The organism is Halomonas sp. AOP13-D3-9, from assembly GCF_052379125.1.
Classification (GTDB): domain Bacteria; phylum Pseudomonadota; class Gammaproteobacteria; order Pseudomonadales; family Halomonadaceae; genus Vreelandella.
Window position 1 is genome coordinate 132,453 of record NZ_JBQSYH010000002.1, and the last position, 20,563, is coordinate 153,015.

At 56.4% G+C, this 20,563-nt stretch carries 16 protein-coding genes and 1 tRNA gene; 4 read left to right on the forward strand and 13 right to left on the reverse strand.

Annotation, left to right across the window (positions count from 1 at the left end; all coding sequences use genetic code 11):
- Positions 1–28 precede the first annotated feature (28 nt).
- Complete coding sequence (locus tag ACT3UM_RS02690) at positions 29–1,054, forward strand: DUF1853 family protein (protein WP_498895914.1); 1,026 nt, start codon at positions 29–31, stop codon at positions 1,052–1,054.
- Here the strand turns inward: ACT3UM_RS02690 and proB are convergent.
- The 4 genes from proB to rplU all read right to left on the reverse strand — a co-directional run bounded on the left by proB (position 1,051) and on the right by rplU (position 4,289).
- The gene (gene proB / locus ACT3UM_RS02695; protein ID WP_498895915.1) at positions 1,051–2,190 is read right to left on the reverse strand and encodes a glutamate 5-kinase; all 1,140 of its coding nucleotides are present in this window, start codon (positions 2,188–2,190) and stop codon (positions 1,051–1,053) included. The genes ACT3UM_RS02690 and proB overlap by 4 nt on opposite strands.
- 103 nt (positions 2,191–2,293) lie before the next feature.
- A complete protein-coding gene (gene cgtA / locus ACT3UM_RS02700) occupies positions 2,294–3,481 on the reverse strand; it encodes an Obg family GTPase CgtA (protein WP_498895917.1) in 1,188 nt (395 codons plus the stop codon).
- A gap of 209 nt (positions 3,482–3,690) precedes the next feature.
- A complete protein-coding gene (rpmA, locus tag ACT3UM_RS02705; protein WP_008957069.1) occupies positions 3,691–3,948 on the reverse strand; it encodes a 50S ribosomal protein L27 in 258 nt (85 codons plus the stop codon).
- Positions 3,949–3,977: 29 nt separating this feature from the next.
- On the reverse strand, positions 3,978–4,289 hold the full coding sequence (gene rplU, locus ACT3UM_RS02710; protein WP_035562544.1) for a 50S ribosomal protein L21: 312 nt from the start codon (positions 4,287–4,289) through the stop codon (positions 3,978–3,980).
- 356 nt (positions 4,290–4,645) lie between these two features.
- On the opposite strand from rplU, the gene ispB reads away from it, so the two are divergent.
- Both ispB and ACT3UM_RS02720 read left to right on the forward strand, forming a co-directional pair.
- Entirely contained in the window at positions 4,646–5,650 is a 1,005-nt protein-coding gene (gene ispB, locus ACT3UM_RS02715; RefSeq protein WP_498895918.1) for an octaprenyl diphosphate synthase, read from the forward strand.
- A gap of 102 nt (positions 5,651–5,752) precedes the next feature.
- Positions 5,753–5,829, forward strand: a tRNA-Pro gene (locus tag ACT3UM_RS02720).
- Positions 5,830–5,965: 136 nt separating this feature from the next.
- Here the strand turns inward: ACT3UM_RS02720 and ACT3UM_RS02725 are convergent.
- Positions 5,966–6,919, reverse strand: a complete 954-nt coding sequence (locus ACT3UM_RS02725; protein ID WP_498895919.1) for a sensor domain-containing diguanylate cyclase — start codon at positions 6,917–6,919, stop codon at positions 5,966–5,968.
- A 305-nt stretch (positions 6,920–7,224) separates the two neighbouring features.
- Between ACT3UM_RS02725 and ACT3UM_RS02730 the strand changes: the two genes are divergently transcribed.
- Positions 7,225–8,364, forward strand: coding sequence for an MFS transporter (locus ACT3UM_RS02730; protein ID WP_498896227.1), 1,140 nt, complete (start codon positions 7,225–7,227; stop codon positions 8,362–8,364).
- Between the two features lie 17 nt (positions 8,365–8,381).
- Here ACT3UM_RS02730 and ACT3UM_RS02735 read toward each other — a convergent pair whose 3' ends face one another.
- The 8 genes from ACT3UM_RS02735 to ACT3UM_RS02770 form a co-directional block, all read right to left on the reverse strand.
- Positions 8,382–9,164, reverse strand: a complete 783-nt coding sequence (locus ACT3UM_RS02735) for a sulfite exporter TauE/SafE family protein (protein ID WP_035582815.1) — start codon at positions 9,162–9,164, stop codon at positions 8,382–8,384.
- A gap of 21 nt (positions 9,165–9,185) precedes the next feature.
- Positions 9,186–11,468 (reverse strand): ATP-dependent DNA helicase, encoded by a 2,283-nt coding sequence (locus ACT3UM_RS02740; RefSeq protein ID WP_498895921.1) that lies wholly within the window; start codon positions 11,466–11,468, stop codon positions 9,186–9,188.
- Positions 11,465–13,156, reverse strand: a complete 1,692-nt coding sequence (locus ACT3UM_RS02745) for a VRR-NUC domain-containing protein (RefSeq protein ID WP_498895923.1) — start codon at positions 13,154–13,156, stop codon at positions 11,465–11,467. The genes ACT3UM_RS02740 and ACT3UM_RS02745 overlap by 4 nt, the downstream gene beginning before the upstream one ends.
- Positions 13,157–13,197: 41 nt before the next feature.
- On the reverse strand, positions 13,198–14,967 hold the full coding sequence (locus tag ACT3UM_RS02750; protein ID WP_498895925.1) for a M14 family metallopeptidase: 1,770 nt from the start codon (positions 14,965–14,967) through the stop codon (positions 13,198–13,200).
- Positions 14,964–15,818, reverse strand: a complete 855-nt coding sequence (locus tag ACT3UM_RS02755; RefSeq protein ID WP_035582806.1) for an ABC transporter permease — start codon at positions 15,816–15,818, stop codon at positions 14,964–14,966. Before ACT3UM_RS02755 ends, ACT3UM_RS02750 begins: the two co-directional genes overlap by 4 nt.
- Before the next feature lie 2 nt (positions 15,819–15,820).
- The gene (locus ACT3UM_RS02760) at positions 15,821–16,744 is read right to left on the reverse strand and encodes an ABC transporter permease (protein ID WP_035582805.1); all 924 of its coding nucleotides are present in this window, start codon (positions 16,742–16,744) and stop codon (positions 15,821–15,823) included.
- 97 nt (positions 16,745–16,841) lie between these two features.
- A complete protein-coding gene (locus ACT3UM_RS02765; RefSeq protein WP_498895927.1) occupies positions 16,842–18,371 on the reverse strand; it encodes an ABC transporter substrate-binding protein in 1,530 nt (509 codons plus the stop codon).
- A 50-nt stretch (positions 18,372–18,421) separates the two neighbouring features.
- Entirely contained in the window at positions 18,422–20,269 is a 1,848-nt protein-coding gene (locus ACT3UM_RS02770; protein WP_498896229.1) for an ABC transporter ATP-binding protein, read from the reverse strand.
- Between the last annotated feature and the right edge of the window lie 294 nt (positions 20,270–20,563).

The window sequence follows — 20,563 nt, forward strand, 5'->3', positions numbered from 1 at the left end:
ACCTTACCAAGGTGCTGAGGAGACATCCGTGCTGAATAAAAGCCTTCATGGCGTGCTGGAGGATGGCGCACTCGGCAACACGGTGTCAGCACTCAAGACTGTGTCAGCACTGAGAGACCTAGCCTGGCTGGTCGCCACGCCTGACCTGGTGGAGCTGCCGCCCCCCATCCCCTGCGCTGGGCGCCCTACACTGCAAGAACTAGGCTTGGAGCATACCCTGCTGCCCTGGCTGCGCCAGTTACAGCCATTAGCCGCTTTAAACGGCAGCCGCGCGACGCGCATGGGCCATTATCACGAACGCCTGTGGCACACGCTGTTAGACCACGCACCCAATACACGGCTGCTCGCCAGCAACGTACGCATCACGCGAAAGCGCAATACCCTGGGCGAGCTGGATATGCTCTATCGCACCCGCGATAACCCGGCGCCGGTGCATTTGGAAGTGGCGATCAAGTTCTACCTGGGGTTACCTGAAGGGCCTGGCGCGCCCAACAGCCAAAGCCGCTGGATTGGCCCCGGCGGACTGGATAGCCTGGCGCTCAAGTGCACGCATCTACAGCGTCATCAACTGCCACTCTCCAACACACTGCCCGCGCTGGAAACGCTCGCCCATTGGTTAACGCCACGAGATCTGGGTGTATCAAGCGTCAGTTTAAGCGAACAGTTAACCCATCGGCTGGCAATACCTGGCGTGTTGTATTACCCCTGGCACGCTGAGATGCCAGCCCCGGAGGGTGCAACGGCTGATCACCGCCGTGGGACTTGGTGCTATTTGCGCGATTGGCCTGAGATGGCCGCCAGCCTTCCCGCCATGCCAAAGATGGTATGGCTGGAAAAACCCCATTGGCTGGCACCACCGCCGCGCAGCGCTTTTCGCCCTGCGGCGGAGGTACTGCCCAGCATTATCGATAGAGTGACAACGTGGCGTTCACCGCAGCAGGTTATGTTCTGTTATTCAGAGAGTGAGCACGATGATCCGCGCTATGAGCGGCTATTTTTGGTACCCGATGACTGGCCGCGGCAAGTACCCCTACCGCCCCGCGCTAGGCGTTAAATAACCACCAGGTTATCGCGGTGAATCAGCTCATGGGCTTCCACGTAGCCGAGGATCGCTTCAATCTGGTGGCTGGGCTGGCCCGCCAGCAGACGCGCTTCCTCCACGCCGTAATTGACCAAGCCTTTAGCCACAGACGCGCCCTGCTCATCCACGCAGACCACCATGTCGCCGCGCTTAAAGCTGCCCTGCACATCGCGCACACCGACTGCTAACAGGCTAGAGCCTTTATCGCGCAGCACCTTGACCGCTCCGGCATCCAGCACCAGCGTGCCACGTACCTGCAGTTGCCCCGCCAGCCAGCGCTTGCGCGCCGCCATGGGGACTTGGTCAGGCCGCAGCAGCGTGCCCAGCGCTTCGCCCGCCATGATCCGGTTGATAACATCAGGCTGGCGGCCGCTGGCGATGACCGTCACCGCGCCGGAGCGCGCCGCTAATTGCGCCGCGCGTACTTTGGTGCTCATACCACCGCGCCCCAGTGCCCCGCCGCTACCTGCGACGGCGGCTAAGCGCGGGTCGTCGGCGCGCCCTTCGGCAATCATCTGGGCATTGGGATTGTGGCGTGGATCGGCGTCAAACAGGCCTTCCTGGTCGGTCAGCAGCAGCAGCGCGTCCGCTTCCAGTAGATTGGCGACCAGCGCGCCGAGGGTATCGTTATCGCCAAAGCGAATCTCATCGGTGACCACGGTGTCGTTTTCATTGATCACCGGCACCACGCGCATTTCTACCAGGGTGCGTAGCGCAGAGAGCGCATTCAGGTAGCGCTTGCGGTTGGAAAGGTCGTCATGGGTAAGCAGAATCTGCGCCGTCAACATTCCGTGACGAGCAAAGTGCTGTTCGTAGCATTGGGTTAGGCCATTTTGTCCCACCGCCGCCGCTGCCTGGAGCTCATGCACGGCACTGGGGCGCACCTGCCAGCCAAGCCGTACCATGCCCGCCGCCACAGCGCCGGAAGAGACCAGCACCACCTCAATCCCCTGCTGGTGCAAGGCGGCGATCTGATCTACCCAGCCGCCAATGGCGGGTTCGTCCAGGCCGCGGCCATCATTCGTCAGCAGCGCACTGCCAATCTTCACCACAACCCGCCGCGCACGGCTGAGCGCGCTGCGCCCCAGGATTTGCTCGTTACTTCCCATGCGACCCACCTCAATCAGACACTTACAAAAGGGGCCGCGCGAACGCAGCCCCTTTTTAGCTTATTACCTTAAGCTTACTACCGAATGCACCCGTTCAATACCACTAAGGGGCATATTCGACTTCAACATCGTAATCATCATCGTCAAAGTCTTCGTCATCTTCATCGTCACGCTTACGCCGACGTCCCAAACGATCTTCAGTACGCGCAACCGACTCCTCTTCCATGCGGCGGCGCATCTCATCCTCGCGGGCCAGCGCTTCTTCATCTTCGTTCTCAAGGCGACGCTGCTCGGTCAACCAGCGGTAGGCCGCCTGTACCAGCTTATCGGTGCCGTCGCTGCTAATCGCCGAAATTCGGAACACCGGGCCTTCCCAGTTCAGCGCCTGAATAATCTTCTGAGCGCGCTCTTCACGCTCATCTTCCGGCAGCAGGTCAAACTTGTTCAGCACCAGCCAGCGCGGGCGCTCGGAAAGTGCCGGCGAGAACTGTCCCAGTTCGTGGACAATCGCCTTGGCCGCTTCAACCGGGTCAGACTCATCAAACGGCGCGACGTCGACCACGTGAAACAGCAGCCGCGTACGGGTCAGGTGCTTCAAAAAGCGCAGCCCTAAGCCAGCGCCGTCAGAGGCTCCTTCGATCAAGCCGGGTACATCGGCCATGACGAAGTGCTCGTGCATCCCCAGTTTTACCACGCCTAGGTTAGGCACTAATGTGGTGAACGGGTAGTTAGCGACTTTAGGCTTGGCGGCTGACACCGAGCGAATCAGCGTCGACTTACCTGCGTTGGGCATGCCCAGCAGGCCAACATCGGCCATCACCTTCATTTCCAAACGCAGGTTGCGGCGATCGCCGTCGGTGCCAGTGGTGGTACGGCGCGGCGCACGATTGGTCGACGACTTAAAGTGGATATTACCCAAGCCACGACGTCCGCCTTCGCCCACCAGCACTACCTGACCAATTTCGGTCACATCGGCGATGACTTCCAGGGTGTCTTCATCGATCACCGTGGTGCCCACCGGCACTTTGACGTGCAGGTCTTCACCGGCCTTACCGCTCATTTGACGGCCCATGCCACCCTGGCCATTCTGAGCTTTATAGAAGCGCTGGAATTTGAAATCGATCAGGGTGTTAAGTGCATCGTCACCAATCAGGTAAACGCTACCACCGTGACCGCCATCACCCCCATCAGGGCCGCCCCTGGGCACATATTTTTCGCGGCGAAAGCTCAGACAGCCATTGCCGCCTTTGCCCGCCTCAACAATAATCGAGGCTTCATCGACGAACTGCATTGGATTCTCCCGGCCGCTTCCGCCGCCCTAATATGCACTACTGTTTTCCCAAACCTGTTCCCAACCCTTTATTGCCACCAGCATACTGATAAAGGCATGGTGATAAAAACATCGTGGTAACACGTATTGGAAAAGAGATTTAACCGACAAAAAAGCCCCGCCATAGCGGGGCCTTTTTTTCTCGCAACCGCGAGCATAGCACTAGCCGTTTAGGCAGAAACGATGCTTACGAACTTGCGGTTTTTCGGACCTTTGGTCTCAAACTTCACGAAACCGTCGCTCAGTGCGAACAGCGTGTGGTCACGACCAAGGCCTACGCCTGTGCCCGCGTGGAAACGCGTACCGCGCTGACGCACGATGATGTTACCCGCAGTCGCCGCTTGGCCACCGAAGAGTTTCACACCTAAGCGTTTGGACTCGGAATCGCGACCGTTACGCGTGGAGCCGGCTGCCTTTTTATGTGCCATTGCAAAATCCTCCTAAGGGAATTGACCGCTTACGCAGAAATTCCGGTAATTTTGACTTCAGTGAACCACTGGCGGTGGCCCTGACGCTTCATGCTGTGCTTACGACGACGGAACTTGATGATGGTGACTTTATCGCCACGTCCGTGGGAAACCACTTCGGCAGAGACTTTAGCACCACTGAGCATCGGCGCACCGATGTTGAAGTCATCGCCGTCTGCGACCATCAGCACTTCGTCAAACTCAATCGTTTCGCCGGTAGCGACTTCGATTTTTTCAAGCTTGAGGGTTTGACCTTCTTGAACGCGGTACTGCTTACCACCGCTTTTGATAACTGCGTACATGTCGCTCTCCGGACTGTCGTTAGTGCCGTTTATTCAACCGTTAAACAGCGCTCATCGGGAATCGCTCTTATCGACCTGCTGCGAGTGGCGCCCCTTTTGGAGCCATCTGACAGGGAGCATGATGAGTGGGTCGCGGATTATAACGACTATCTCCTCTTATCACAAGACTATCGATAAATGTCAATTGCCAATGATGACGAATGCGATACCGTAACCGCTGTGCGTATCTTGACGCCCAACAGGCAGCCCCATAGCATGGCCCCAACCTATGACCACAACTACGTGACCACAATTACTACGTGGCCACAATTACGGGCGACACTAACCGCCTCCATCTGCCGCGATGAACGAATCCCATGACCGCTAACGTCTCCTCAGCCCAGCCCGTCAGCCCAACGCCTTCACCGCTGCACGCCGTGGTGGCCGATGATTTCGCAGCCGTCAACCGGACGATTGTCGAACAGCTTAACTCCAAAGTACCGCTGGTCGAAACCATCGGCCAGTACATCACTGAAAGCGGAGGCAAGCGTTTGCGCCCTTTATTGGCGCTACTCGCCGCCCGTTCCCTCAATTACACCGGCGACAAGCATATCCCGCTGGCCACGTTGATTGAGTTTATGCACACCTCAACCCTGCTCCACGATGATGTGGTGGATGAGTCGCATATGCGCCGGGGTAAGAAAACCGCCAACGACGCTTGGGGCAATGCGCCTTCGGTACTGGTCGGTGACTTCCTTTATGCCCGCTCGTTTCAGATGATGGTCGATGTCGGCTCCATGCGCATTATGGCGATTCTCTCCGGCGCCACCTGCATCATCGCGGAAGGGGAAGTGCTGCAGTTGACCAACATCGGCAACCCCAGCATCTCCGAAGAGGACTACTTCGAGACCATTTTGGGTAAAACCGCCAAATTATTCGAAGCGGCCTCCCACAGTGGTGCCGTGTTGGCGGAAGCAACACCAGAACAGGAGCAGGCGCTCCAGTATTACGGCCGCTACTTGGGTCTCGCCTTCCAGCTGATTGACGACCTGTTGGATTACCAGGGCGACGCCGATGCCATGGGCAAAAACGTCGGCGACGACCTGGCCGAAGGCAAACCCACGCTCCCGCTGATCTACGCTATGGAGCAAGGCACGCCGGAGCAGGCCAAGTTGATTCGCCAGGTAATTCGCGATGGCGGGCTTGAGCAACTCGACGCCGTACTGGAAATTGTTCACGCCACCGGTGCACTCGATTACACCCGCCAGCGCGCCGAAGAGATGGCCGATAAAGCCCTGCAGCAGTTGGATGCCCTACCGCCCAGCGCCTACCGCGACAGCATGGCCCAGCTAGCCCGCTTAGCGGTTGATCGCCAAGCATAAAAATTGCGGTCTGACGACACCGAGGACTTGAAAAAATACCTCTGGCTAAGTATTATCCACCTCCGTTGTTGAGAGCGAACACTTAAGCCTCAGCAACCTATTCGGAATATAGCTCAGCTTGGTAGAGCGCTGCCTTCGGGAGGCAGAGGTCGTAGGTTCGAATCCTGCTATTCCGACCAAATTTTCATTAAAAACAGTCACTTAGTTAATAAACCGAGTGGCTGTTTTTGTTTGGTTGGTGCTAGGTGACATATAGGTTCCTGGCGTCACAAGTTCTTTTTGCCTGCCTTCAGCCTGTCCGCTTATTGATAAGTGTTAATTAGCTTCTACTTGAGGGCCGTTGATGCGGTCACGCCCGCTACGCTTAGCTTGATAAAGCGCATCGTCGGCGTCCTTGAGCAGCGATGAAAGGCTTTCCGAATCTACGATCTCTCGGCTTGCAAGGCCCATGCTCAAGGTAACAAGCCCAGAGTCTGTCATAGGGTGCGGGATGGCACTTATACGTAAACTGCGTCTAATTCTCTGGGCCACCTGCTGAGCTAATGACAGTGATGCATCCAGCATCAGAACCAGAAATTCGTCACCACCCAGCCTTATCGGGTAGGCCTCGCCCAATCTAAGGCTGCTTCGTATTACCCGGGCCACCTGCTGTAAGCATAAGTCACCCTGCAAATGCCCTAGCGTATCGTTGTAGGATTTAAACTGGTCAATATCGATCATCAAAGCAGTCACCTGAAAATGACGCCCCTTACTTGCCAGAATCTTGCGCAAACGCTCTAAGGCGCGGCGATTGCCCATATCCGTCAGCAGATCAGTTTCCGCTTTGACCAGTGCATTCTGGTATTCCTGCTTTAAAGCCGTTGTAATGTTCTTTGCCTGGGTGATGTCCACACCGATATCTAGCAGCCCCCCACCCGGAACCAGTGTTTCTGTCATCAACAGCCAGCGGCCATCCCATGCGTCAACTTCAAACTGGCGGTAATTTTGCGTGCGCCGCTTTGCTAGCGCTGTGCGAATCCACAACTCAATATCATCCGTCTCAACAATCAGCCCTTGCCCCTTGGCATAGTTGTCGCGCACGATTTCCGGCCAAGTTGGGTGCGAACCCCGGGTATGGCAGATAAGGCTATAATATTGGTCGTTGCCATAAAGCAGCCGATCCTGATCATCGAACAGGGAAACCGCTGTGTCGCTGTTATCAAACAGGCGGGCCGTCACCGGCAAGATATCCGCCAGTGGGTCTGTACTATCATTGGACGAAAACGCCACGTTAACTGCCCCTGCTGATGTGCTCACTCACTTTTAGCTATAACAGATAGACGCCAACAAACCTATTAGATCAACGGTGATATGGCCATCTTCAAACGCCTAGAATTCGTTGCCAACATGAAACGGGGTTACTTTACTTGCCGCGCGCGAGGCTAGCCTTAGCCACTCGGCGAGTCGTTCACATCAGGCAATAACTAGCCTGCTAAATAAATGCTACTATTTGTGCTTGTGATGTAAGCCATCCCCTTTTAATTTGATGTGGAAGCAGACCCATTAGCCAGTTAACGCACATTAAAGCCGTACTGCTGTTTGCCAGCACCATGACCGTCATGTCGGGGGCGATTATCGCGCCTGCGCTGCCGGGGATCAGCCGCCATTTTCCCGACCAGCCCCAGGTCGTGATCCAGCTGATTCTGACTCTGCCTGCGCTGATGATTACGCTGTTCAGTCCACTGATGGGCTATCTTGCTGACCGGTTTGGGCGCAAGAAATTGCTGCTGCTGATGCTGGGCATCTACGGTTTTGCCGGGGTCGCGGGCTTTTTCATTGATCGTGTGGATCTGCTATTAAGCTCCCGCGCGCTGATGGGCATTGCGGTGGCAGGCATCCTCAGTATCAGCACCACGTTGGTGGGGGATTATTTCGATAGCGCCGAACGCGCCCGCTTTTTAGGGCTACAAAGTAGCTGTATGGCTTTGGGCGGGGTTATTTTTATTAATCTTGGCGGAATACTTTCCGACTGGAGCTGGCGCGGGCCGTTTTTACTCTACCTGACTGGCGTGCTGCTACTCCCCTATGCCTGGACGATTCTTCAAGAGCCCAAAGCCAGCGATAGCGTTAGCCATGATAGCAACGATGCGCCGGTGAAGGTGGATGTCGGACGCACGGGCCTTGCTTACCTCATCGCCATGCTCAGCATGACCATGTTTTATATGTTCCCCGCCCAACTGCCCTTTTTGCTTTCTCAGCAGGGCCAAGTCAGCGGCATGGCGATTGGCATTGCGCTTTCCATGGCGGCCCTAACGGCCAGTATCGTGGCGTTTTGCTACGGCTACTACAAACCGTTTCTGTCAGTGATGACGATCTACGTTTTAGGCTTCCTGCTGGCAGCCGCCGGCTTTTTGATCGTTGGGTTCACCCAGAGCTATGCCATGGCCATAGTGGGCGCGGCAATCTCGGGCTTGGGCCTTGGCGCCTTTATGCCCAACACCACCACATGGCTGATGCGCATCACACCACAGAGGGTACGTGGCCGGGTATTTGGCGGATTTACCTCAACCTTCTTTTTCGGCCAATTTATATCTCCAGTGGTGGTCGCCTCTGGGATGATTTGGCTTGATTCACTGCGCAGCGTCTTTATTGCCATGGCAGTGCTCTGCTGCCTGTTCGCTATCACACTGACTATTTTAAGTAAAACGACGCTACAGGCCGACAGCCAGCTATAGACGGCGGCGGCAACTGGCTACCCGGGTGGGTGGATCAACCCCACCACGCTGACCACAATCAACACCGCGCCCAGCACACGAAAGAACAGCCCGGTATCCGCTTTTAACATATAGCGGTGGGCTCTCTCGCCGACTAAATGACCAATGAAAGCGCAGGGCAGAAGCCACAGCTGGTGAATCAGTTGAAGGTCAACACCCGCAATCAAGAACGACACCATCTTGATCACCACCAGGATAAACCACAGCACAAACATGGTATCCCGCAGTTGCTCTTTGGCGACGTGCGTGGCAAACACCGCCACAATCAGCGGCGCGCCAATCAATGAGGTACCGCTGACATAGCCGCCTAGCGCCAGCAGCACGTAGTCCACGTATTTGTTTTTACTTTTGAACGGTTTGTTGAGCACATAGCCAATCGCATAGATGAATACAATGCCGAAAATGATGCTGGTCATGACCTGCGCAGGCAGCGTTAACAGCCCCACCACCCCAATTAGCTTGGGGATAATCATGATTTTTAAGGCTTTGGTTAGATAGCCCCAATCGATATTACTCTGTGACGAGGAGCCTCCTGCCCCCTGTTTCTGCAACTGTCGATGCCCGTTCCAAGCAATCCAGCTAGAGAAAATCAGCAGGTGAATGGCGATAATCGGCAGGAAAACCAAGGGCTGATTGGTCACCAAGAGCAGGAAGGGCAACGCCAGCACGGCACCACCAAAGCCCAGGCTCGTCCTCACAAAGCCGCTCCAGGCAAAAATCAGCCCGATCAGCGCGTACTGGTACCAGAGTAAATCCGTCATTGGCTCGCCTAACCATCGTCGTTATTGAGTAAGAGTGTCCACCGTCCACCAGGAAGGTAGTAGCGCACGTACATTAGATTGTGCGAAACGATCATCCATTAATACCACAACCCCTTCATCTTCTGGACTGCGAATCACCCGCCCCGCCGCCTGCACCACTTTGATCATGCCAGGAATGCGGTAGGTGTAGTCGTCGCCCTGGCCAAAGCGCGCGCTTAAACGTGCCTTAAGCGCTTCGTTGAAGTCGTTAAACGGCGGCAGGCCCAGGGTGGCGACAAAGGCGCCGATTAGCCGGTCGCCGGGCAGGTCGATGCCTTCCGCGAAGGCGCCGCCCAGCACCGCAAAACCGATGCCTTTGCCACCGGGAGTAAAGCGCGCCAAAAACGCCTCGCGTTCGGCCTCCGGCATCCCGCGGGTTTGGCTAAATACGGGCACGTCTGGGTGCGCTTCGCGAAACCGCGCCAGCGCTGCTGCAAGGTAAGCAAAGCTGCTGAAAAACGCCAAGTAGTGGCCCGGCCTGCGCTGATACTGCTGCGCCATGGTCGCTATGATGGGCTCGATGGAGGCATCCCGATCACGAAAGCGGGTGGAAATATCGTGCCGTATACGCACCTCAAGCTGGCGGGCGGCAAACGGCGACGCCACTTCGCGCCAGACCGTATTGTCCGGCAAGCCGAGCAGATCCCGGTAGTAGTGAGCCGGCGTTAGCGTTGCCGAGAACAGCACCACCGAGTGTGCGGCGTTGAATCGCGCGGCCAGAAAATCGGCGGGTATCAGATTGCGTAACCCCAGCACCGCCCGGCCACGACCATAACGGCTAAGGTCGCATAGCGAGTGTTCGCCAAAGCGCTCCGCCAAGCGGCAAAAAGCCAGCGCTTCAAACAGCAGTTCCTGAAGCTCAAGCGTCGCATCCTCAGGGTGTTCACCCAAATGATCGGTAATCGACGCACCCACCTGCTGAGCGGCGGCCACCAGCTTATCGGGCAGCGTCGTGAGCAACCGATAGCCAGGCTTACCCGGCTCGCCTGCCTCCTCCAACCCTGTCTCTTTAATAACGGCCTGCCACTGCCTAGCTAAACGATTCAAAGGGCGGGAGAGCGATGTTGGGGCAGAGCGGCGCACCCGATTGAAACGCTGCTGATCAAGCTCAGCGCTGTACATGCCCCGCGCACGCTCCACCAGGTTATGGGCTTCATCGACCAGCACGCCTGCCCGCCAGTCGTTGGCCTGGGCCAGGCCGTGCAGCAGCGCGTGGCTATCGAACCAGTGGTTAACGTCGCCGACGATTACGTCCGCCCAGCGCGAAAGCTCCTGGCCTAAATAATACGGGCACACGTCATGAGCCAGCGCCACCTCGAGGAGCGCCTGGCGATCAAGCCACGCCTGCTCTACTGCCGCTTGGCGGGCGGCAGGCAGGCGATCATAGAAACCTGCTGCCAATGGGCATGATTCGCCATGGCAGGCGCGGTCCGGGTATTCGCAGGCTTTGTCCCGCGCCACAAGCTCCAACACCCGCAGCGGCTGTGCTTCAGAGTTCAACGCGGCCAAAGCATCCAGCGCCAAACGGCGGCCGGGGGTTTTCATGGTCAGAAAGGCGATGCGATCGAGCTGCTGGCGCGGCATGGCTGAGAGCATGGGGAACAGCGTCGCCACGGTTTTGCCAATGCCCGTGGGTGCCTGGGCGAGCAGGCAGCGGCCAGTGCTGGTGGCTTTATAAACGTCTTCGGCGAGCTCACGTTGGCCGGGGCGGAACGTGGCGTGCGGGAAGCGTAGCGTTTGCAGTTGACTGTCGCGGCGTTGGCGATGCTCGGCCTCCTGCTCCGCCCAAGCCAGAAAGCGTTGGCACTGGTCGGTAAAGAACGCCTGCAACTCGGCCGCAGAGGCCTCTTGGCTAAGCACGGTCTCTTTACCGCTGGCAATCTCCAGATACACCAGCGCTAAGGTAATACGTTCCAAGCCTCGCTCGGCACACAGCAGCGCGCCATATACCTTTACCTGCGCCCAGTGAAGCGCGCGCTGGTTACCCGCCATGCGCTCCAAGCTGCCGCGGTGGGTTTTCACCTCTTCCAGGCGGTTAACCGTGGGGTCAAATCCATCAGCGCGGCCCGTCACTGCCAGTCCCTCAAAGGTGCCTGAAAGCGGCAGTTCGGCTATGTAGTCTGCCCCACGGCGGCTGGCTACCAGCGTATGCCCTTGTATGCCTTCCTGGGCACTGGGCGCAGGGGTAAAGCGGTGATCGAGATCACCTTCGCGGGCGGTAAAATCGCACAGCGATCGCACCGCCACCCGATAGGTCGCACTCATGGCGTTGTCTCGGCGCTGTCCGCCCAGCGGACGTAGCACACCGCAACGGGCATCTCGTGACGGTGAAAAAACGTTAGCCAGCGGCGCTGGTTATCCTGCAGCCGATCGCCAGGGCCTTTGACTTCGATCATCAGGTAGCGCGGCGTGCCCGCGGGTGCATCGGGCAACAACTGAATAAGATCCGGCAGCCCGGCCCGGTTGGCTTTTAGATCCCCCAGCAGCCGCTCAAAACAGGCCCGCAAATGCTTAGCGGGGATACACTCCAGCGCCAGCTCAACCAGCGTCTCATCGACAATTGGCCAGTGGACAAAGGGGGAGGCAAGACCGTTTTTTTCCCGCCAGGTTGCCTGAATCACCTCCCGGTAACTGCCGTCTTCCAGGCGCGCTAAACAGCCGTCAAAGGCATCACGCCGCCGCGCGACGAAATCGTCGCGGTATAAATCCGCCGGGCCGTTATGGAAAGGATGAAAGAAGGCGCCGGGCAACGGCGCAAATATCGCTGGCCAGCAGAGTAGGCCAAACAGCCCGGTAATGAGGCTGTTTTCCACATAGCAGACCGGCGCCTGGGGTTCGCTAAGGGCTGCAACCACCGCCCGCTCGACGCTTTGTGGCCCTGGCAGAGTGAGATCCCAACGCACATGGTCCGGCTCGGGGTCACTCGCTACAGCAGGCAATTTAAGCCGTCGCCGCAAGCGGGGCAGAATCCGCGTCAACGCCTGGTGCTCGGTTTCAGTGGGGCTGCTATCGAGCGCCTGGGCAGCCAACTCATAAGCTGTTTGATGCTCGCCCAAGCGCTCCAGCAGTCGCAGCTGCCGAATGCGCGCTTCGCTACTCCCAGCATCGCCATACAGCGTCAGCGCGAGCGCCGAATCACCGCTGCGCTCCGCCTCACGGCCCAGCTGTAGCAGTAACCGTGCGCGCCGGGTGGCCAGCCAGCGGTTATCCGAGGGCGGCGGCACTTCACGGTGCAGGTCAACAGGCGATTCGCCCTCATCGAGACGTTGGCGCAAATGATGGAGCGCTAAGTAGGTGTCCACTTCCTGACGCGTTTGAAAGGCGCGGGACTGCGGCGTGAACGGCACCACCTCAAACCGCTGCAGGCCAAGTTCAGTCAGCACAAATTCCGCCCAGTCCTGCCTCAGATTGCCAAAGAACATCAGACGCAAACGGTCGCAGATATTCATCACGGTGAGGCGCACCACCCGGTCAGGTGCCTCGGGCCACCAGGTCTGTAGCGGCGCGGCTTGCGTTAAGCGGCTAACCAGCGTGGCGTAGAGCACGGTTTTGGAACTCGATACGCTAAGCCCAGCGGCGCGTATCTCTTCCGCCAATATCTGGCGCAGCTCGGCGAGGCGCAGTTGGGGAAACAGCTCATCGATACTCAGCGCTGGCGCATGATCGACCCAGCCCAGCGCAACCAAGGGTGCCATCGCCGTGGCACTGTCACCGACCTCGGCATAGCTGAGCTTGCCAAGCCGGAACAGCTCGCCTTTGCGCATCACCATACGCACCAGCAGTGCTTGGGAAGCGCGCGGCAAGTTATCGAATTGATTCAGAAAATCACGCTCGTCTGCCGAAAGCAGGTCAGCGTGGCGCTCCCCCACCCAGGCCAAAACGAAGCGAAAGTTCGTTAGGTAGTAGAAAGGGTCATCAAGGGAGGCAGTAGGCGTCGCGAAAGCACTGTTCATTTATCCATTGTAACAGTGCTCACACGATCCCGTCATTGAGATTAACCAGGTAGCGCCAGCGTCTGAAAGGCATTATAGGCTGCCACGACGGTGGCCATTTGCGCCGTATGCGCCTGTATGAAGGCGTCACCAGAGAGTGTTTCGTCAGGGTATTCGGTAATCAGCATCAGCGGCGTTAACTGGTCAGCATCTTGCGAAATTAGATAGGGGAAGCCATTCAGCACCGGGAAGGTTAACGCGCCCGCATGGGTCTCAAACAGCGCAATTTGCGTGGCATTAAATTCGACTAACCCAGGCACTTTAGCCAGTTCGTGGGTAACGGCTTCCACTAGCTGCTCTGCCGCGGCTTCCCAGCCTGGTTGATGGCGCAAAATCAAAAAGAAACCTTTGGGAATCGTCCACATTTCAAAGCCGCGGGGCACGTAACCGCTTAACGGCCGTGTCCACTCATGGGCGGGGTAGCCGTGCAGATTGATATGCAGTCCTGCATTACTCAGGGCGAATGCCTGCTCACGGATAGCGTGTTCAAAAGACTGGCCCAAGGGTTGGCTCTGCAGGTCATTGCCAAACGCGGTGTAGCGCGCCGCGTGATGCATATGACGCGGCTGGTTGGCGATTAGCCTGCCCTGCAACGCGTAGCCATCAGGGTTCTCTAGCGGCGAGATAACAAAGTGTGCTTCTGGCTGGCGGCTAAGTGCTTGGGTTGCGCGCAAAGCCCCCACCACACCGGAAGTTTCGTTGGCATGTTGGCCCGCACTGATCATGACAGCGCGGTCACTGCCGACGATATAACGTGCGTCGACTGACCGCCCTGCTCGCGTCGTGCTTCGGAACGATTGACCACCCAGGTCTACCAATAACTGCTCTATTTGCGTAACGCCGATGGCCTGCTGGGCGGTGTCCAACTCGACTAGATCGCGCTGCGGTTGGGAGGCATCCAAAGACCGCCTGCTTACTTTCAAATAGGCGCACTCTCCTTGGGTGGAGACTTCCGGCACAATCTGCCCCGGCTGAATAGAACGATCCCCCAACGCCAACCCTGCTCGTCGCTGGAAATACTCCAGGCTAGAAAAATAGAGTTCTTCATGGAGCGCTTCGGCAAGGCTGATATGTTCATCATCCCAGGCTAAACGGCGGTCACTGCTCGGCAAATGCACGGTGAAGTTAAGTTCTTCGAAGTAAGGCGATGCGACCTGCCACTGGGCGGAGGCTAACGTCGCCATGGCTGCTTGAAACAGCGCCTCAACGTCGGTCTCAACAATTGTCTCGCTGATCTCGCCCTGAGGAGAAGTCAGCCGAAGCCAACCGCAGGGTGAGCACTGTGCCTCATCTACATGGTCTAGGTGTTGGCGATTAGGCGCTTCAACAGCATACGTTTCCAGCTCCCCGGTGCTTCGCTCCACACGAACACGGTATTGGAGAGGGGAAGTGATCGCGGTGGGTTCTACTCCCTCCCACCTCAGGGTGACATCTTCTGGCACCAGCGCTGCCAGTGGGTAGGCTTCTAGCAGAAAGCGGCGAGGCGCGGTCGCTAACACTGGGTACTCAATCACCAGTGATTGCAGCGACTCCCAGGAGAATTCCTCTAAAAAGAAATGCACCAGGGGCTTATAGGCACTGCGCAGGCACGCGTTAATGCCAGCGGCCTTAAACGCCATTTCGGTCGCGTGGCGTTCGGCCTCGTCATCGAAAACCCACGCCTCCAACTGGTAGCCTTGATAGGCAGGTGTCGCGTACTCATCCAGCAAACTGCGCGTGGTGCGCGGGAAAGAGCACTCTAGCAACGCCTCAATTTGAGCACCGTTGGTCATAGGGAAGTACGTCCAGTGGGATCCAGGGCGTCGCGCAACCAGTCACCGAGCAGATTCAGCCCTAACACGGTTAACAAAATAGCCACACCAGGAAATACGCTAACCCACCACGCCGTTTGCAGGTAAGTGCGCCCTTCTGCCAGCATGCCGCCCCAACTGGGAATCACCGGATCGACGCCCAGCCCCAAGAACGTAAGGCTACTCTCCAGCAGAATATTGTTGGCCACATTGAGCGTCATCAGCACGATCACCGGGCCGATCAAATTCGGCAGCAGATGCTGAAACAGAATGCGGATATCTTTTACTCCGATCGCTTTGGCCGCGAGGATAAATTCGCGGTCGCGTAGGGAGAGCACCGAGCCACGCACCAAGCGGGCATACTGCACCCACTGGGAGATAATCAGCAGAATAATCATATTGGTCAGCCCGCCACCAATCACGGCGATAAAGGTAATCGCCAGCAGGATAAAGGGCAGCGCAAGCTGCACATCGGCAAAGCGCATCACGATCATATCCAGGAACCCACCGTAGTAGCCGGATACCAAGCCCATAATGATACCGATCACCACGGCACCAAGGGCTGAATAGACCCCGACTTTTAGCGAGATTTCTCCACCAATAATCACCCGCGCCAGCACATCCCTACCTAACGGATCCGTGCCTAAGGGAAAGCCAGGCTCCACCAACGGCGGCGTTAATCGATAGGCTAGATTTAGCTCTGAGCCACCGCCGGGAAATAGCCAGCCGGAGAAGATCACGGCAAAACCAATCCCGCCGACGAGCAATACACCGAGGATAAACTCCAGGTTCTTAAAGCGTTTCAATTTGTCGGTTTTGATAGCTGCCGTCATGGTTATTCCTTACGCACCCTGGGGTCGACCAACCCATAAGCGATATCAACGAGAAGGTTGATAGAGATGATCATTAGCGAGAGCACGGTGATAACGCCCTGCAAGACCGGATAGTCCCGGGCTGACACGGCTTCAAAGGCCAAGGTGCCAAGCCCCGGCCAGTTGAACACTCGCTCGACAACGACAATACCGCCCAGCAGGCCACCGAACTGCAAACCAAAATACGTAATCAGTGGGATAGAGCAGTTACGCAGCGCGTGCTTGTAGAGCACCACATTGTTGGAAAGACCTTTTGCCCGAGCCACCATAATGTACTGGGATCGAAGGGTATCCAGCATGGTGGTGCGTACTAGGCGCACGTTGGTCGCGGTTAGGATGATCCCCATGGTCGCGGCGGGCATAATGAAGCTGGAGAAGCCTTCCATGCCACTGGGCGGCAGCAGATTGAAGGTGATGGAAAGCAGTAGCACCAGCATGATGGCTAGCCAAAAATTGGGAAAAGAGAGCCCAAGCAGTGAGAAAATTCTAATCATCTGGTCGGGCCACCTGCCTCGCGATACTGCCGCCTTAATACCTAGCGGTATCGATACCACGATAGAGACAAATAGCGAAGCGAAAGCTAGCGCCAAAGTGGCGGGTAAGGCCCGACCAATTAGGTCGCTGACAGGTGTACCGCCCATAAAACTGCGACCAAAATCACCCACTACTAGACCTTGCAGGAAGCCTATGTACTGGGCCAGGAAAGATTGATTCAAGCCCAGCGCTTCACGAATCCTTTCCAGATCCGCCTCGGTGATACTGCCCGCACCTTGAGCTAGCATCACCGCTGGGTCACCGGTTAACCGAATCGCAAAAGAGACAATCAGCGTTACGGCGATGACCACAAAGATGGCCTGCAGTATTCGGTAGAGAAGAAATTTTGCCACTATAACCTCTGCGCACTAGAGTCCATATCGCCGTGATAATAAGAGTCTGTCGTAACACCTACCAACCGCTCTCTCGAACGGCCGGTATTGGTCACAATCAGTCAGTAACATCAACGTCGGTCAAACGCATACGGTTATCTGGGGCGGGCTCAAAATTCTGCACCCGGTCGCGCACGCCATACAGTGCATTGATGCTATAGAGCGGCATTTCCAAGGCGCGATCCTGAGTATACTGGGCGATAGCCTGGAGCAGTTCTTCACGCTCTGCCTGATCAGTAATGCTGCGCTGGACTTCGAGCATTTCATCTAACTCAGCGTCGCTGTCATAAGGATTCCAGCGTTCGCCAGTGTGGTACATCAGGTAAGCGGTATTGTCGAAGTCGAACGTCCAGCCGCCCCACTTCTGCTGGAACATCTCGCCAGTGCGGCCTGCCGGAATAATGTCGTTAAGCAGCACATTGGTCTCGTAAGGCTGGATCGAGGCGGTAATACCCACTCCTTGTAGATAGGACGCCACCACCTGGGCAACTTCACCGAAGGTTGCGTCGTTCCCGCGTACATCAATCTGTACCGTTGCGCCTTGCTCGACGCCCGCTTCATCCAGCAGTTCGCGAGCCTGCTGCGGATCATACGGCAGGGGCTCCATATCAGGGTCATTCCCAAAAGACTGGGCGCCCTGGAAGCTAGCGATCATTTCGCCTTCGCCCGCCAAGATAGCGTCGATAATGGCCTGACGATCAACGGCCATGATCATGGCTTTACGCACTCGTTCGTCGGCGGTAATACCTGACTGGGTGTTGAAGCGAATCGCTTCCACCGTAGGCGAAGCCACACTGACAATGCTGGCACCGTCATGGTTATTGATCGTTTCGATCATGCCAATAGGAATCGTCGGCGGTATAACAATATCTACTCGCCCAGCCTGTAGCTCAGCCACGGCGGTGGATGGCTCGGAGATAAAGCGGTAAGTCACTTCGTCAAGTTTCGGCGCGCCGCCCCAGTGGTCAGCAAACGCCTCAAGCTGAACGTCTTCGCGAGGATTATATTCCACTACTTTGAAAGGACCGGTGCCTACCGGATGAGTATTGAAGTGTTCATCGCCATGCTCGGTCAGGTACTCCGGTGGCACAATCATCGCCCCGTAGCCTGCTAGCTTAGTGAGCAGTACTGGGTCGGGCTCATTCAGGTGGAAGTCGACTGTATAATCATCGATGACTTCCACGCTTTCAATCGCCGTGTAGTTGGAGCGCTGGGGCCCCTGCCCCCCTTCCTCACCTAATAAGCGATCAAAGGTAAACTTTACCGCTTCAGCATTGAAGGGCTCGCCATTATGGAAGGTGACGCCTTCACGCAGAGTGAAACGGATACGGGTACCATCATCCAGTTCCTCCCACTCGGTTGCCAGACCGGGCACCAGATCTAAATCAGGGCCTCGATAAGTCAAACCATCGAAAATATTGGTGGCAACCGAGGCCCAATTCACCAAAAAAGTGTCGATGGGATCCCAACTACCGGGATCTTGCGGCGAAGCAATCGTTAGTGAACCTGCCTGAGCGGAGGCAGAGAAGGCAACGCTCAGTGCTATTCCTGCGATGGCGCCATTGAGAACGCGTTTGTTTTTCTTCATGGGATTACTCCTGTTGTTGTCTCACAGTTTTTGTATCTTCAGAAAACTAACTATGACGCCAAACGCTCGGCGCTACCTACTTCCTGGGCAACGAAATGGCCGCTAGCCACCTGCACTAATGGCAAATGTTCTGGCTCATCACCGACTTTACGGATGGGGCTAAGAATATCGCCCTGCAGCAACACCCGCTCCCGCCGCTGAGCCGGGTCGGCCACTGGCACAGCGCTTAAGAGCTTGCGGGTGTAGGAGTGCTGAGGCGAATCAAACACCGCCCGACGCTCGCCTAGCTCAACGACTTGGCCAAGGTGCAATACCGCCACGCGATGGCTCATTTTTTCTACTACGGCCATATCGTGGCTAATAAACAAATAGGCTAATCCTTCATCTTGCTGCAACTCCATCAGCAGATGAATGATTTGCGCCTGGATGGAAACATCCAAGGCGGACAGCGCCTCATCGGCGATGATTAACTTCGGCTTGGAGGCTAGGGCACGAGCGATACAGATTCTTTGGCGCTGGCCTCCAGAGAACTCGTGGGGGTAACGTTCAGCTTGGTCGGCACTTAGGCCAACGCGCTCCAGCAACTGCTCGACTCGTTGTCGAATGGCCTTCGAACCGTGCAGCAAGCTATGGGTACGGATAGGCTCGGCAATCGAAAAGCCGACGGTCTTGCGTGGATCGAGGGATGCAAACGGGTCTTGAAAAATATACTGCACTTCCTGGCGTAGACGCATCTTCTCTGCTCGCGACATATCCGCCACGGCCTTACCGCCAAAACGTAGCGTGCCACTGGTGCTTTCCTGCAACTGCTGGATGGTGCGCCCGATGGTCGACTTGCCGGAACCCGACTCCCCTACTAGCGCCAGCGTCTCTCCAGGGAAAATAGTAAAGCTGACATTTTCCACCGCATGCACACGATGACTGACACCACCAAAGAACCCTTTACGAATGTCGAAGCGGGTGACTAAATTTTCTACTTCCACGACAGGAGCGGCATCAGTTCTTGCGGTATCCTGCTTGCGGCTTACACCACGCGTACGCGCAATATCACCTTCCAGCTCGACCAGTGGATCCATACGCGGTAAGTCTTCGCCCTGCATGCTTCCCAGTTTAGGGACTGCCGCCAGCAATGCTTGGGTGTAAGGGTGTTGGGGGCGGGCGAATATCTCCTCCACTGAGGCTTCCTCAACCTTTTCGCCATGGCGCATGACCACCACCTGATCAGCCATTTCGGCCACCACTCCCATATCGTGGGTAATGAAAATGACCGCCATTCCCAGTTCCTGCTGCAGGTCGCGCATGATGGTTAAAATCTGCGCTTGAATGGTGACGTCCAGTGCGGTTGTAGGCTCGTCCGCCACCAGCACCTTAGGTCGACACGCCAGCGCCATGGCGATCATCACCCGTTGTCGCATGCCGCCGGATAACTGGTGAGGGTAGCGTTTTAACAGTGCTTCGGCATCGGCTAACCGAACCACCTTTAACAGTTTTACCGCTTCAGCGCGTGCCGAAGCCTGGGTGTGCTTTTCGTGCAACACCAGCACTTCGGTAATCTGATCGCCAATGGTGTAAACAGGATTCAGCGACGTCATCGGTTCCTGAAAGATCATGGCGATTTCCTTGCCACGTATCTTGCGCATCGCCTTATCGGAAAGCTGGGTAAGATCTAGTGGCGGAGAGCCCTTGGCATCGCGATGAAACAGTATCGAGCCACTGGTAATCTCGGCATTCATGTACTCCACTAAGCGCATAATAGCCAGTGAAGTCACCGATTTACCCGAGCCAGATTCACCAACGATCGCCGTTGTTTTACCTGGATAAACGTCAAAACTCAGATTTCTAACAACCGGATTGGAGCCAAAATTAACGCTCAAGGAGCGAACCGATAGCGCTGGCATCGTTGTCACAAGATGTATTGCCTCCTGCACCTAAATAGCGTTTTTGTAAATAGAATAGCGTTTATATAGATAGGACACTCACTACCGATTGCTTTACAACCACCTGCAAGCTTCGAGCCTTTATAAAACGTTAGTCGTGTATACAGACCACCTCAAACTACTCATCTTGTTAAACTTTTGTCAACACATCATTATTAAGCGCCCACTAATCCACCTACGTTTAAAAACGCTACTAACCGCTGAGGAATACGCTTCGCGCACAAAAAAGCTCCCACGAGGAGAGCTTTTGGTACC

Excerpts from the sequence above, each read along its gene's own strand:
- proB (WP_498895915.1), bottom strand. The coding sequence starts at position 2,190 with ATGGGAAGTAACGAGCAAATCCTGGGGCGCAGCGCGCTCAGCCGTGCG.
- cgtA (WP_498895917.1), bottom strand. The coding sequence starts at position 3,481 with ATGCAGTTCGTCGATGAAGCCTCGATTATTGTTGAGGCGGGCAAAGGC.
- rpmA (WP_008957069.1), bottom strand. The coding sequence starts at position 3,948 with ATGGCACATAAAAAGGCAGCCGGCTCCACGCGTAACGGTCGCGATTCC.
- rplU (WP_035562544.1), bottom strand. The coding sequence starts at position 4,289 with ATGTACGCAGTTATCAAAAGCGGTGGTAAGCAGTACCGCGTTCAAGAA.
- ispB (WP_498895918.1), top strand. The coding sequence starts at position 4,646 with ATGACCGCTAACGTCTCCTCAGCCCAGCCCGTCAGCCCAACGCCTTCA.
- ACT3UM_RS02735 (WP_035582815.1), bottom strand. The coding sequence starts at position 9,164 with ATGACGGATTTACTCTGGTACCAGTACGCGCTGATCGGGCTGATTTTT.
- ACT3UM_RS02740 (WP_498895921.1), bottom strand. The coding sequence starts at position 11,468 with ATGAGTGCGACCTATCGGGTGGCGGTGCGATCGCTGTGCGATTTTACC.
- ACT3UM_RS02745 (WP_498895923.1), bottom strand. The coding sequence starts at position 13,156 with ATGAACAGTGCTTTCGCGACGCCTACTGCCTCCCTTGATGACCCTTTC.
- ACT3UM_RS02750 (WP_498895925.1), bottom strand. The coding sequence starts at position 14,967 with ATGACCAACGGTGCTCAAATTGAGGCGTTGCTAGAGTGCTCTTTCCCG.
- ACT3UM_RS02755 (WP_035582806.1), bottom strand. The coding sequence starts at position 15,818 with ATGACGGCAGCTATCAAAACCGACAAATTGAAACGCTTTAAGAACCTG.
- ACT3UM_RS02765 (WP_498895927.1), bottom strand. The coding sequence starts at position 18,371 with ATGAAGAAAAACAAACGCGTTCTCAATGGCGCCATCGCAGGAATAGCA.
- ACT3UM_RS02770 (WP_498896229.1), bottom strand. The coding sequence starts at position 20,269 with ATGCCAGCGCTATCGGTTCGCTCCTTGAGCGTTAATTTTGGCTCCAAT.